The organism is Wolbachia endosymbiont of Drosophila incompta (assembly GCF_001758565.1).
Taxonomy (GTDB): domain Bacteria; phylum Pseudomonadota; class Alphaproteobacteria; order Rickettsiales; family Anaplasmataceae; genus Wolbachia; species Wolbachia pipientis.
Map to the genome: position 1 here is coordinate 194518 of NZ_CP011148.1, position 15070 is coordinate 209587.

9 protein-coding genes and 2 pseudogenes are annotated in these 15070 nt (G+C 35.6%); 4 read left to right on the forward strand and 7 right to left on the reverse strand.

Annotation, left to right across the window (positions count from 1 at the left end):
• Nucleotides 1–81: 81 nt before the first annotated feature.
• On the reverse strand, nt 82–1071 hold the full coding sequence (locus WG67_RS00925) for a ribonucleotide-diphosphate reductase subunit beta (RefSeq protein WP_006280119.1): 990 nt from the start codon (nt 1069–1071) through the stop codon (nt 82–84).
• Between the two features lie 131 nt (nt 1072–1202).
• Between WG67_RS00925 and WG67_RS00930 the strand changes: the two genes are divergently transcribed.
• On the forward strand, nt 1203–1541 hold the full coding sequence (locus tag WG67_RS00930) for an outer membrane protein assembly factor BamE (RefSeq protein ID WP_006279908.1): 339 nt from the start codon (nt 1203–1205) through the stop codon (nt 1539–1541).
• A 701-nt stretch (nt 1542–2242) separates the two neighbouring features.
• On the opposite strand, the gene WG67_RS00935 is transcribed toward WG67_RS00930, so the two are convergent.
• Nucleotides 2243–2863 carry a hypothetical protein gene (locus WG67_RS00935; RefSeq protein WP_070356762.1) on the reverse strand — a complete coding sequence of 207 codons (621 nt, stop codon included), beginning with the start codon at nt 2861–2863 and terminating at the stop codon, nt 2243–2245.
• Nucleotides 2864–2922: 59 nt separating this feature from the next.
• A protein-coding gene (locus WG67_RS05895) for an IS5-like element ISWpi1 family transposase (RefSeq protein WP_094189578.1) occupies nt 2923–3755 on the reverse strand; the annotation gives its coding sequence in 2 pieces (ribosomal slippage) (nt 2923–3386 and nt 3386–3755; 834 coding nt in all).
• Between the two features lie 201 nt (nt 3756–3956).
• Between WG67_RS05895 and WG67_RS00950 the strand changes: the two are divergent.
• The 3 genes and pseudogenes from WG67_RS00950 (at nt 3957) to recO (ending at nt 5917) form a co-directional block, all read left to right on the forward strand.
• Nucleotides 3957–4988, forward strand: a pseudogene (locus WG67_RS00950) (PDDEXK nuclease domain-containing protein).
• Nucleotides 4989–5064: 76 nt separating this feature from the next.
• Nucleotides 5065–5211: a hypothetical protein gene (locus WG67_RS06850; RefSeq protein ID WP_007548499.1), complete on the forward strand. Its 147-nt coding sequence runs from the start codon at nt 5065–5067 to the stop codon at nt 5209–5211.
• Nucleotides 5195–5917 (forward strand): DNA repair protein RecO, encoded by a 723-nt coding sequence (recO, locus tag WG67_RS00955; protein WP_010082260.1) that lies wholly within the window; start codon nt 5195–5197, stop codon nt 5915–5917. Before WG67_RS06850 ends, recO begins: the two co-directional genes overlap by 17 nt.
• A gap of 459 nt (nt 5918–6376) precedes the next feature.
• Here the strand turns inward: recO and WG67_RS00960 are convergent, their stop codons facing one another.
• The 4 genes and pseudogenes from WG67_RS00960 to WG67_RS00975 form a co-directional block, all read right to left on the reverse strand.
• Entirely contained in the window at nt 6377–7759 is a 1383-nt protein-coding gene (locus WG67_RS00960; protein ID WP_070356763.1) for a PleD family two-component system response regulator, read from the reverse strand.
• Nucleotides 7731–8027: a Sec-independent protein translocase subunit TatB gene (gene tatB, locus WG67_RS00965; protein WP_010082258.1), complete on the reverse strand. Its 297-nt coding sequence runs from the start codon at nt 8025–8027 to the stop codon at nt 7731–7733. Before tatB ends, WG67_RS00960 begins: the two co-directional genes overlap by 29 nt.
• A 4-nt stretch (nt 8028–8031) precedes the next feature.
• Nucleotides 8032–12755 (reverse strand): annotated as a pseudogene (locus tag WG67_RS00970) (NAD-glutamate dehydrogenase).
• A 27-nt stretch (nt 12756–12782) separates the two neighbouring features.
• A partial coding sequence (locus WG67_RS00975; RefSeq protein WP_070356764.1) for an ATP-dependent Clp protease ATP-binding subunit occupies nt 12783–15070 on the reverse strand: 2288 nt, incomplete at its 5' end.

Sequence of the window (15070 nt, forward strand, 5' to 3'; positions counted from 1 at the left end):
GTTAAGTAAAGCAAAACTGTCTAAACTGCACAGCAAATGGTGTAATGAAAGTGGAATGACAAAAAAGAGTGAAATTAGCATTCACTTATTATTCGTGTCATTTTCAGTAAAAGCTTCTTCCCACGTGCCTTGAGTTGCTGCGCGGCTATACTCTGTTACTCTATTTTCAAAGAAATTCGTATGTTCAACGCCATTTAGTATTTCATCAAGCCACGGAATAGGATTATCATTGACATCATATATGGACTCAAGACCTAATTGCATTAACCGTCTGTTTGCTACGTAGCGTATGTAATTGCGCACTTCTTCTGCGGATAGTCCTTCAACATCTCCTAAATCAAAGGCAAGCTTTATGAATTCGTCCTCAAGTTCAACGATGGTGCGACATGCAGAATATAATTCCTCTTTAAACTCGTTGTCCCAAATTTCATTATTCTCTTTAATAAATGTATTAAATAACATGATAATTGAATTGGTGTGCAAAGTTTCATCACGGGCTGACCAGGCGATTATCTGCCCCATTCCTTTCATTTTTCCAAAACGTTGGAAATTGAGCAAAATTGCAAATGATGCAAATAACTGCAACCCTTCAGTGAATGCACCAAACACTGCTAGAGTTTTAGCTACATGTTTTTTATCGTGTTTTTTGCTTTCCTCGAATTCCAACATATATTCATATTTCTTTCTCATAGCATCATACTTTAAAAATGCTTGATACTCACTTTCTGGCATGCCAATTGTGTCTAAAAGATAAGAATAAGCTGCAATGTGTATGGTTTCCATATTGGAAAAGCTTGCAAGCATCATGCATATTTCTGTTGGCTTAAATATATTTGAATAATGCCTCATGTAGCAGTTATTTACTTCAATGTCTGCCTGAGTAAAAAATCTAAAGATCTGGGTTAGTAGATTTTTTTCTACACTTGAAAGTTTAGTTTTCCAATCCTTCACGTCATCAGCGAGCGGAACTTCTTCAGGTATCCAATGGATTCTTTGTTGCTGCAGCCACGCATCATACGCCCAAGGGTAATTAAAAGGTTTGTATATTGGATCTGCTTCTAACAATGACATAAGACACCTATTATTTTCTAAAGTAAATATTATATTAAGTGATATTGAGAATCAGTCAATTTAACTTTTTTGAAATTTGACGGCAGATAATTTATTAGTGTATTATAGCTTCAAGTAATTTATCAACAGAAATGCGAGTATTAATATCTTTTATTTTATTATTTACAGTGAGCTGCACTCACACTATTCACAATCACGGAGCTCCTGGCATTAGTGTTGAATTGTGGAGCAAGATAAAAGTAGGTGACGATAAAGAAAAAGTGGTTCACACTTTAGGATCACCAACATTAGTATCAAAGTTCGATGACAATGTTTGGTACTATGTCTCATATAAAATTAAACAAGCCAATTTTTTAGGAAAAAGGAAGTATAGTAGTAAGTCTCTGCAAATTTCATTCGACCAGGACGGTAAAGTTGAAGATACAAAAGAAACTGACATCTTAGAGAGATCTTTGGCTGTTTCTGATTGAAAGTTTGCTCAGATCTTCCTACGTCATACCGCGGTTCATTCCATAACTGTACGAACATTGCGATTTGGGCCTACCAGAAGGGTGTCATGAAAGTAGCTGACACTAGTTCCTTTATGACGGCAGTGCCCAGACTACTTGGATCCAGGAAACTTAATTGCAAGTAATGCATTGGGTTTGGTAAGTATGGGTTTTGCGTTATAGAATGAAGCACTTTTGGTGAATTTGTAAAGAAAACTGGATCCCAGTGGGCTTTGTTGCATCGCTAGCTATGATGGATTAAAGATAAAAAAGATAGGGAATATCAGTAGCTTATTATTCTGGTATTTATAACAAGAACGGTCAATGAATACCTAAATTTGAGTAAAAGAAATTTCACTACCATTTACCAATCCGGCTAAAATTCAAGAATTTCAATGCTTTAGCTATTTTCAATAGAATTAAATTTATTAATATAAATAACAAATTACTATTCTTAAATTTGATCAGATTGATTGCAAAAAAACAAGATTTTCAATAGGTTGCTTATAATCCTAACTATAGTTAGCCTTTCATAAGTAGCGATGCAACAAAGCCATCCCAGTGTCAAGCACTGGGATGACACCCTCCTGATGGGCCAAAATCACTTTTACTCTATGGTTATACTACCTTGCTGCTATTCTGAACGGATACAGTGGGCTTATTAAATTATAGAATTACTTTAGCTATAGAATAAAATCTAGTGTTACTTCACGCCAAATGTGGTGGTGCTGAGTAGGCAAGCCGGTCAATGGGCTACATTTATATACTGCACGCATTGCATTATCTGCTATCGACCTGAAAAGTGGATTATTTCGATAGGAATCACTGTCTGCTACATCCGCCATAATTATCTCGCCTTGACTGGATAACAATAAGTTAATTTTTATATTAAAATTTTCTTTGTAAGCTATGCTTTCAGGAATGCTCCAGCATTTTGTGAGCTTGTCTCTTATAGAGTTAATAATTTCTGTTACAACTAATTCATCCTTTTTGCTCTCAACGCTTTTTTCGTTTCCTATTTCATTTTTTGCCCCTCTAACATCCCTTCTTAGTTTTTTCTCTACACTTTTTTTTCTTTTTGGAATTGGAATGAATTCTTTACCCTCGTTAATAATGACTTCTTCTTGCATTTCGATAATTTGCCTCGGTTGTGCTACAACAGTGTGCTCAACTATTTCTTTTTTCCTTTGTGGTATAGGAACAGCTAACGTATCATTCGTTTGGGCTTTTGTTGAAGATAACGAAAAAAGCAAAAAACAACATAAAGACAAAAAAAGAATATAATTCGAATAGAAAAAACACATCAGCAAATACGAATTTAACTGGTGTTATGGACTTAGAGGTTGTCCGGAAACTAGTAAATTCAAGCATATTCCCTCTTTAACATAACCCTACTCATAGCTAGGTATATGAAATTCTCAGTGGATGTTGTGAGTAAATCATACTCCTTCGATAGCCTTCTATTCCTATTAACCCAAGCAAAAGTCCTTTCTACAACCCATCTTCTTGGCTGTACTTTAAACCCTTGTTCTCTTGTTGGTAGTAGCTCAGGTGGCGTATCTTTGTGCACCCAAAATCTACATGGAGGCCTTTTAACAATTTCAATATCTATGTCATATTCTTCCTTTATGTGATTCTTTAAATTTCTTCCTTGGTATCCCATGTCAGCCCACATTTTTTTAACTTTAGTATATTTTGTTCTCATATTGTTTAATGCTATTTTAATACCATCTCTATCATTTTCGTTAGCAGCGCCTACGTAACAACCTAGTATAAAACCCTGAGTGTCTGTAATTATATGCCTTTTTCTACCCTTTACTTTTTTACTTCCATCATAGCCTTTGATCCCCCCTTTTCTGTAGTCTTTACAGATTGACTATCTACTATACAGGCACTCGGCTGCTCATTCCTTCCTATTTTTCTTCTACTATATTTTGTAATTTCATAATTCATTTTCTCAAAAATTCCCTGCTTCTTCCATTGCCTGAACTGCTCATACACAGTCTTCCATAGCGGAAAATCATTTGGTAAATACCGCCATTGACACCCTGTACGCAATACATAGAAAATTGCTTCTAATATTTCTCTTTTGCTATACTTTGGCGGCCTTCCTCCTTTCTTGTATGATACTCTGAAGTGTTTTTCTATTCTTGCCCATTCCCTTTCGCTTAGATCTGTTGGATACTTTTTTCTCATCTTTACCCCGTACTAAAATTTCAGATATTATAGCCTTTTACTTGTTTCCGGACAACCTCTTAATATTTCATGAGAAATAATTGTCGTGTATTAGCTTGGACGAGTTTGAAGTCAATAAGGAATCCCTTCAAAGCTGAAGGCAAGCGGAAGATTGTCTTCTCGACAGACAAAGGAATTGTATAATGGATTAAAAGGAACCGTATGACAAAAATTATAGCAAAAGAATATACAGAATTTTTAGAGCAATTGAAGGATCATATTGCAACAAACCGTTATAAAGCAGCACTTGCAGTAAATAGTAAGCTTATTTTGCTTTACCACCATATTGGTACAGAGATCCTAAAACGCCAAAAAGAACATACCTGGGGAGCTAAGGTAATTGATCAATTAAGTAAGGATTTGAGAAGTACATTTCCAGAAATGAAAGGCTTTAGCATGAGAAATCTGAAGTATATGCGTAAGTTTGCCGAAGAATATCCTGATGTTGAATTTGTGCAGGAGCCTCTTGCACAATTAACTTGGTATCACAATATCACTCTTTTGGAAAAAATAGAAAGTCATGAAATAAGATTATTTTATGTAAAAAAAGCTATTGAACATGGCTGGTCACGTAACATTATGGTGATGCAGATAGAACTTGGACTACATAAACGTCAAGGAAAAGCAATAACTAATTTTAAAGAAAAATTACCATCTCCACAATCCGATCTAGCACATTACACATTAAAAGATCCGTATATTTTTGATTTTTTAAGTATAGGTAAGGATGCTCATGAAAGAGAAGTAGAAAAAGGACTCGTAGGGCATATGGAAAAATTTCTGTTAGAACTCGGTGTAGGGTTATGTTAAAGAGGGAATATGCTTGAATTTACTAGTTTCCGGACAACCTCTTATATTGATTTATTATTCTATCATTTAAAGTTACGTTGCTTTGTAGTGATTGAACTAAAAGATAAGGATTTTAAGCCGGAATATGCTGGTAAAATGAATTTTTATCTTTCTGCAGTTGATGATTTACTGAAGCACTCGACAGATCAACCTTCTATAGGGTTAATCTTATGTAAATCTAAAGACGATGTACTTGCTAAATATACACTCCGAGACATGAACAAGCCAATAGGGCTAGCAGAATATCGAATAACTGAAAATCTACCAGAGAACATAAAAACAGCTTTACCGACGATAGAAGAATTAGAAGCTGAATTATCCAAAATTTCAGACGAGGAAAAGTAATGTTACTAAAATCATTCAAACAATTATTTAGCAAACCAAAAGCTCAGTATGAAATGCATCAGGCTCAGGAAGAAGAGTGGCAGCCAATAACTTACTCTCTCATAGCCTTGAAACTTTGGAAGCAAACAGTAACGGAGTAAGTGATTTTTATGGATTACACGCTCTAGGTGCACTATCCTATATATCATACGGTCAATACACTCTAAATGAGATGGAAAGATGAAGGCATCATTATAGCTGCTAAAAAATACGGCGATAAAAACTTAATTCTTTCTCTGTTTACAAAAAATCATGGAAAGCGCAGGGGATTAACTAAGCTAACAAACAATAGCAATTATAAGTTTCAGATAAGTAATCTATTACATGCAGAATGGAGTGCTAAGTTACCTGAAAATCTAGGTTTTTTTAAGTGCGAATTAATCGAATCTCCATTCCATCATTTCTTTCAAGATAGGTTAAAAAGCATTACTATTGTTTCTTTCTCCTCTATTTTAGAAAAAGTGCTTCCAGAAAGTGAACCCTGTGCCATGCTGTATGACAATTTTCGATATTTCATCGATGTAATTAAACACAACAATCAGTCTTGGCAAAGCCATTATCTTAACTTAGAGCTTCTGCTTCTTACGCAATTGGGATTCAAGTTAGACTTATCCAAATGCGCTGTAACAGGTGTTAAGGAAAATTTACAATTTATTTCTCCAAAAACTGGTAGAGCAGTGTCAAAAAAAGTAGGAGATTATTATGCAGATAAACTCCTACCTTTTCCACAAATGTTACATGATGTATACAATAATAACCTACAAAACAGCTACTCATTCCAAGAATTTCAGTTAGGACTGAAAGTCACAGGATATTTTTTAAATAAGTATCTATTTTTGCAGTTAAACGTGAAATTTCCAGAGCTGAGAAACCTCATGTTGTCGCTTTAATCTTAGCAGTCCTACGTCATACCGCGATTCATTCGCGGTATCTCTTAGCATAGATCCAGCTAACAAGTAGCGGGATGACGAACTTATCGTCATGCCACCGCGAACCGTCATACCGTGATTTATTCACGGTATCTCTTAGCATAGATCCAGCTAACAAGCAGCGGGACGACGGTTGTCAGGGTGTCATCCCAGCGCCCCTATGATGTCATCCCAGTGCCCAGACACTGGGATCCAGAAAAGTTTGCTTGTGAACAAGCAAACTAGCATGGAAAGTGGTTACAACGTTTTCGATGAGATTATATGGAAAACTGGATTCCAGTGTCAAGCACTGGAATGACAAGGTATAAACCTTATCGTCATGCTGCCGCGAACCGTCATACCGCGATTCATTCGCGGTACCTCAGCATAGATTCCGCTAACTAGTAGCGGAATGACGGTTGTCGGCAAACTTAAGCCACTTTAGCTATAGCCAGTAACCACTCTATTTCTACCACTGTTTTTTGCTTTATATAAATATTTGTCGGCACGTACTATAAATTCTTTAATATTGTCAAGGTCAGATTCTTGCATTTCTGCAATTCCAATGCTCACAGTTACATCGTGGGTTGTATTTTTATCCGCAAGTATAAAAGGTTTTTTAGCAATAATTTTTCGTATTCTCTCCGCAATAGTATACGCATCTGATACATTGGTATCTGGCATTACAACAACAAACTCCTCACCACCAAACCTAGCTAGTAAATCTGTCACTCTGATATTTTCAGAAATTCTTTTCTGTATTTGCTTTAAAAGTTCATCTCCAGCACTATGCCCAAAACTGTCATTCACTATCTTAAAATAGTCTATATCAAGTATCATAAGAGACAACCTTCTATCCTTTTCCACAGAGTCCTTAACAATGTTTCTTAAGTGTGCATCAAAATATCTTCTATTATAACAGTTAGTTAATGGGTCCTTTATAGACATTTCCGCATTATTAAATAAATTCATTCTCAAGGCATCTTGATATCTTTTGCGTTTTACTTGCGAATTAACCCTTGCTATTAGCTCACCCTCATCCAAAGGTACTGTTAAATAATCATTAGCACCTACATCAAGTGCTTTTACTAAATTGTTTTTATCATAATCCTCAGAAAGAATCAGAATTGGTGTATAACGTGTTTCCACCTTACTACGAAACTCAGAACACAAACGCAAGCCGTCAGTTTTTGAAAATTGCATATCAGAAATGATCAGGTCGTAACCATTCTCAATACCAACCTTCAATGCTTCCATTGGATCACTCAGTATTTTAATTGACCTAAAGCGTTGCTTTAATATATTATATATCTGCTCTGCTTGATGAACACCCTCATCTATAACAAGTACGTTAGCATCAAAAATCTGATTGGAATAATCCATAATACTGTTTCCTGCGACTCCACCAATCTCAGCGTTAGTTTCTCCTCTCAAACGCAATTCATCGATAATCATCTTTAAGCGTGTGAGAGACTTAATTCGTGAAGATAAAGCAGTTTCGTTTATTGGTTTAGTCAGAAAATCATCCGCGCCAGCATTAATACCTTGCACTCTATCATGAGTATCATGCAGCGCAGTTACCATAATTATTGGAATATGGGTTGTCAAGGGATCACTCTTTAGCTCCTTACAAACTTCAAAGCCATTCATCTTTGGCATCATGATATCAAGTAATATAATATCAGGCTGCTGCTTTGCTACTAAATCTATAGCTTCTTCACCATCATGAGCTACGATAACCGTATAGTACTCTGCTTTTAGTCGAGCTTCTAAAAGCTTGACATTAGATAGTACATCATCTACTACCAGAATCTTCGCTGTCATTATCTTTAGATGTATTATCTATATCGTAAGTAGGATAAAGCTTACCATTTTTACCAACTATGTAATTTACTTTCTCAGTATTACACTCTTTATATAAGTCTTCAATTCCGGCATCCTTCAATAACCTTCTGGCTTTTAACCTTACAATTGTAAAATACCTATATATAGTCTTAATAAAATCAATAAATACAGGTACCTTATTTTTATCAAGAACAATTATGCTCACTAAAGCTACAACTAAAATTTCTGAAAGACCTATATTGAACATTTTCCTATGAAGCAAGTACTTTAATCCTTCTGATTATAAATATTAATTTGCTTAAATCAAGTTTAGAAGCAACCATCTCATCTAAAAAACTATTATAACGTTCTATGTAGTCCTTATCATTACAAGCCCAGGTTTGAACCTTATCTTCAGGGTTATCAGTAGCTTTTATGACTTTAACAGCTAGCTTGTGATGGTAATTGCTTAAATCGTCCAATAAATCATTAACTAAGCTGCGATCCCAATAAGAAGAGCGGCTTTTCATCTTGATGGCAATTGTCCTAATCAGATCGAATCTTAACAGCGACTTTAACTCAAAGTATATTTTACCAGCATCAAGAATGGACAAAGATGTCTGTTCAGCAACAGATATAATATCCAGTGCATAAGTAAGAACGCACAGGTCAGCAATTTTTTTTGCTAGATCTTTATCTATATTAAGTTCCACTAAAGAAGTGTATCCATGATTATAGACCTTTAACAGGTGTTCATCTAAAACATCATGGCCTAAAGTTTCAATTGCATCTTTAAATTTTGTAACATCATCCAATTCTACAAAGCTAAGATTTTTTACTAACCAAAACGATACTCTGCCAATAAATTTCTGCACATTTCTCACTATTTGCAAGTATGAGTTAATATCAATTTTTCCATCCAATTCATCAATTTTCTGCCACAGGTTATTTAAATCATATAGGTGGTTAACAACGATATATATGTTAACTGCTTCGTGTACCTTAATTCCAGTATTCTCAACTAAATTATTAATAAATATACAGCCCATCCTATTTACAACATCATTTGCAATGCAAGTGGAGATAATTTCTCTACGAAGTTGGTGTTTTAATATGAAATCCTTAAACTCTGTTAACATCTTTTTAGGAAAATAACCTAGCAAGTAGTCATTAGATATAAGATCTTTTTCAGGCAGATCGGAATGTATAATTTTATTTTTTATTGCTGTTCTAGCATAAGATATTAGAATAGAAAGCTGAGGAGAACTGAAACCTTCTGCACCGGTTAACATCCTTGCTACCTCTTCGTCAGCTGGAAGAAATTCTACGCTTCGGTTTAACAGCCCAGATTTTTCTAAACTGAGCAGTAACCTGTGGTCCTGCTCCAATCTCTCTTTAGCTTGCAAACACTCAAGAAGTAATGCTTTTGTTTCAATTCTGTTGTGGTTCTCAAGCACCTTGGATGCAACTTCATCCACCATACTTGCCAGTATTTCATTCCTTTTTTCTAAAGAAATACCCCCTGCTTTCATAGCTGAAACAAATGCAATCTTAATGTTAACTTCAAGGTCCGAACATATCACTCCGGCTGAATTATCAACAAAATCTGCATTGATATATCCACCTCTTTCAGCATATTCTATTCTCCCAAGCTGTGTACAACCAAGATTTCCACCCTCTATAAACATAGAAGCTCTAATATCCTTACCGTTTACTCTTAATTCATCGTTTGCTTTGTCACCGACCATGCTATGACTTTCACTCTTTGCCTTAACAAACGTGCCGATTCCTCCGTTCCATATGAAGTCCACTTCTGCTTTGAGTAGATATCTAATCAAATCACTTGGAGATAACGTATCTTCCGTTATGTCAAAGCATTTTTTCATTTCTTGAGAAAGATTTACTTGCTTGCTGCTACGCTCAAATACCCCGCCACCCTGAGAGATCAAATCTTTGTTATAATCCATCCAGGTTGAAAATGGTAACTTAAAGAGACGTTTACGTTCTGTGAAACTCTTTTCTGCATCAGGATTTGGATCAATAAAAATATGCATATGGTTAAATGCGCCGATTAAATGTATATTTTTTGAAAGCAGCATACCGTTTCCAAATAGATCGCCAGCCATATCCCCAATTCCAATAACAGTTGCATCCTGGTAAATATCCTTATTCATTTTCCAAAAATGCCTCTGTGCTGCAATCCATGCACCTCTTGCTGTAATACCCATTTTCTTATGGTCGTAACCTACTGATCCACCAGATGCAAATGCATCGCCAAGCCAAAAGTTATATTCAGAGGCTATCTGGTTGGCATAATCAGAAAATGAAGCAGTTCCTTTATCAGCAGCAACCACGAGATATGGATCATCTTCATCATACCTAATCACATTCTCTGGTGGAATTATTTTACCATCAACCACGTTATCAGTAATATCAAGCATTCCTCTGATAAAACTCTTATAGCACTCAACACTTTTCTCTCTTAAAATATTCTTATCTTTATAAGCTTGCTTTATTACAAACCCACCCTTTGCACCAACAGGGACAATAACCGCATTTTTTGTCATCTGAGCTTTCATGAGCCCCAAAACTTCAGTGCGAAAATCTTCCGTCCTATCCGACCACCTTAAGCCACCACGGGCTAATTTCCCTCCTCTTAGATGTATTCCCTCAAAAAGGTTTGAATAAATATACAATTCACGATACGGACGAGGATCAGGTAAACCATTTATTTTACTTGAGTCAAATTTTGTAGATAAATATGGTTTATCGTCTTGATAATAACTGGTCCTTAAAATAGCCATTATCAAGTTAAATATCGAGCGCAAAACGTAATCATGTGAAACATTGCTGATCTCTTTTAGAAGTTCCTCAATTTTTTCTCTGACAATGTCCGTAGTTTCTGCTCTATCAATGTCTTTTTAGGATCAAATCTTGCATGAAATAGTTGTATCAAATACTTTACTATTTTTGGATGCTCTGAGACTACCTTTTGGATATATTCTGGATTGTAGTTAAATGACGTCTGCTTTAGGTAAGCACTTAACGCTCTAACCAGAAGCACTTCTTTCCACTTGAGCCCAGCAATAATGATCAAACTATTGAAATAGTCATTTTTAATTTCCTTGCTAAACACTTTCGCAAGTGTTATTTCAAATTGCTCTTTTAGAGTAATGTTGTCTATTAATTCATCGACTCTTGACAACACAAAATGGTGTATCCATATTCCACCGTTAATTTCTATGTAATAGCCATTATGAGATAGAATTTTAGCTCCCAAATTCTTAGTGATCCTTAATATCTTCGATAATTCAAGGCCTCCATTGTTTGGAGTATAAACCTTTAATTGATAATTAAGATTATCACGAGTAAGTCTTAAATCGACCTCGCTAACTCCTTTCTTCCTCACTATCTCCAATTTTTTCATATCGTAATATGCGTCATGAGGTTCGAAACTCTCTTGATAGCTTATTGGAAATGCCTTGCAATAACGGATGAATATATCCTCAACAGTGCTAAAAGTATTGTATAAATTGTCTATAAAACGATCTTCCCACTTTTCTGTAATGTTTCTTAATTTGTTTTCGATACGCAAAACTTCATCATCAAGAACGCTAGCATTTTTGGTCTTTAGCACTACATGCAATTTCATCAAATCATATTCATTGATAATGTGATTGTTATAAATATCTGAACTTCCTGCACTTGCCTCATCCTTCAATATGTCACGTATCTTGAACATTAGCCTAGCGCTAGCATAACGCATCGGTATCAGCACTATGCAACTAATAAAATCCCCGACTCTTCTTAAAAATAATCTGACCCTTGGCCTAATCGCAAGAGACATGATCGAAATGCAAATTTTAAATAATTCGTCTTCATTTGATTGGAATAATTCATCACAAGAGAACACTTGCAAAATAGAAATCAAAGCTTTGTTATTGTGGCCCCCGGTTACAAACCCTGCATTTTTTTCTATAACTTTAACTTTATCTCTTATTATTGGAATAGTTCTAATATCTTGGACCTCCGCTACAGAAGTAAATAGCCCGAAAAAACGCCGTTCCTTTACCACATTACCCTGGTCATCAAATTCTTTTACTCCTATACAATTCATGTATGTACGCCGATGGACTATTGAGATTAGATCTGATCTCAATATGTATAGGGAATCAAGGTTTGCAGAAGGAATCAACGTACTTTGACCTACTCTCATCAGGCCAAGGTCCTTTTTGCTGTCACAGACGAGTTTTTCATCTTTACCAGCAATATATTCTTGATAACCTAGAAATACGAAGTTATTATTCTTTAACCAAACTAGAAAATCTTTTTGCTCTTGATTTCGGTCTGGTGTCATTCCAGTGCGTGACACTGGAATCCACGTGTCCTTTTCCTGGATCCCAGCTGGGATGACAGAAAGACTTGCCTCATCAAGTTTCTTGAGCATTAAGTGCCAATCTTTCACAACGCAATTAACCGCTTTCAGCGTTTTCTGTAGAGATTCTTTTAATGTATCAACAAAGCTGTCACTTATACCTTTGATAATTACATATATGACTGACTCTTTGACTCCATTGCTTTCTTCCAAAGAGTAAATCTCATCTATTAGGCCATCTTTTCTTTTAATGTTAATTATGCTGTTGCTGTAATAGCATATGGTTAAATCGTGCGACTTAATAGTTGCAATAACGGAGTCAACCAAAAATGGCATATCATCGTTTGTTATCTTAATCGTGGTAAAATCGCCTTCTATTCCTGGTATATCATCTATATTGCTTACTACTAACTTACTTTCATCTTTCTCTTTTTGAGAAACAAAATTGTAAGCATCGTTTACAATATATAGCAAAAACTTATCATTGGCTTTTAGGTCGCTTTTATAAACAAAACTATAAAAATACTTAATAAATTTTTTAATTTTTTCTTTATCTTGCTGATTTTCTTGATCAGCTAACTTAAATAAAGACTCAGTGTCAACATTATGATCTATACACATTTTTTTTAACAAAAATACACAGTGAACTTAAACCTTTTTAACTAAGATTTCATTATCAAGAGCGTACACTATTAGCTCATCATTTTCTACTACTTCCCCTGATAAAACTAATTTAGCTAAATTATTTTGAATACACTCTTGTATAACCCTTTTTAAGGGCCTTGCTCCATATTCAGGGTCATAGCCAGTTTGTGCTATTAGTTCTTTAGCTTCCTGCAACAAACTTATACTCAGTTTACGCTTAGCAAGTGTTTTTTGTAAATAAGAAAATTGAACATCTATAATTTTATAGATGTCATCTCTGGTTAAACTGTGGAATATAATAATTTCATCCAGCCTGTTTAAAAATTCTGGACGAAATGCTGATTTAACTATTTGCATCACTTCATTTCTTACAGAATCAACATTCCCTTTTAGCATTATCTCAGCGCCAAGGTTAGAAGTTAAAATCAGTATGGTGTTGCGAAAATCAATTAATTTACCATGACTATCAGTGAGTCTACCCTCATCCAAGATTTGCAGCAATAGATTAAATATATCTGGATTTGCTTTCTCGATTTCATCAAACAGAATAACCTGATATGGCCTTCTTCTTACCGCTTCAGTTAATCTGCCACCTTGTTCATAGCCAACATACCCTGGAGGCGCGCCAATTAACTTTGAAACAGAATGTTTTTCCATATATTCTGACATATCAAAACGCAAAAGCGCTGATTGATCGTCAAACAGAAATTCAGCTAAGGCTTTCGCAAGTTCAGTTTTACCAACTCCAGTTGGACCTAAAAATAAAAATGAACCAAAAGGCTTATTGGTATCTTGCACCCCAGAGCGGGAGCGCCTAACTGCATTACTTATCGCTTCTATTGCATCTTTCTGCCCTATTACTCTTCTTCCTATTTCATTCTCCATGTTAAGGAGTTTTTCCTTTTCACTATGCATCATATTATCAACTGGAATTCCCGTCCACTTTGAAACAATGTTTGCAATATCATCTCCAGTCACTTCTTTCTTTAAGAAACTATCAGTAACCTTTTCCTGATTTTTTAATTCATTCTCAAGCTGAGGGATCACACCATACATCAGCTCTCCTGCCCTTCCCAAATTCCCACTACGCTGAACTAATTCCAACTCTTTTCTAGCGTTATCTAATTTTTCGGCTGTTTCTTGTATTCTAGCTATTTTATTCTTTTCCATCTGCCATTTGCTGTTCAAGTCAGCAAATTTACTGTTTAGATTTTCGATCTCTTCATTTATCTTTTTTAAACGCTGTTTAGAATTTTCATCACTTTCTTTTTTTAGAGCCTCTGCTTCAATCTTTAGCTGTATAACCTTTCTCTCAAGTTCATCAATAACTTCAGGCTTGCTATCCATTTCAATTCTCACCCTACTTGCTGCTTCATCAATCAAATCAATTGCTTTATCAGGTAAAAACCTATCTGTTATATATCTATTGGATAACGTTGCAGCAGCAATTATTGCACCGTCTGTAATTCTTATACCATGATGCACCTCATATCTTTCCTTCAAACCCCTGAGTATTGAAATGGTATCAGTTTCAGTTGGTTGAGAGATAAACACAGGCTGAAAACGCCTTGCAAGTGCAGGATCTTTTTCTATATGCGGACGATATTCATCTAAAGTTGTGGCTCCTATACAGCGAATTTCTCCACGCGCAAGAGCAGGCTTCAGCAGATTCGAGGCATCCATTGCACCACTTGTTGCTCCTGCTCCAACTAAAGTATGAAGCTCATCTATAAACAAGATAACTTTTCCCTCCGCTCTCGAAAGCTCATTAATAACTGCTTTTAACCTTTCTTCAAATTCTCCTCTAAACTTAGTGCCAGCAATTAGTGCTCCAAGATCCAAAGCTAAGACCTTTGCATCATGCAAACCAAGTGGTACATCGTTTGCAACAATTCTATTTGCAAGCCCCTCAACTATTGCAGTTTTTCCAACACCAGGTTCACCGATCAGCACTGGATTATTTTTTGTCCGCCTCAGTGATACCTGCATAGTTCTTCTGATCTCTTCATCACGACCAATTACAGGATCAAGCTTTCCTTGCATAGCAAGCTCTGTAACATCTTTTGTATATTTCTTTGCCGCATTTAATTTTTCCTCACTGTTTGGCGAGTCCGCACTGCTGCCCTTTCTCATTTCTGCAACAACTGAGTTCAGTTTTTGTGGAGTCACACCATTCTCTGCCAGAATTTTGCCTACAGTATCATCTTTTTGTGCAGTGAGGCCCTGCAGTAAACGCTCGACAGCAACAAATGAATCTTTATTTCTCTTTGCAATACTAAGAGGTTGTCCGG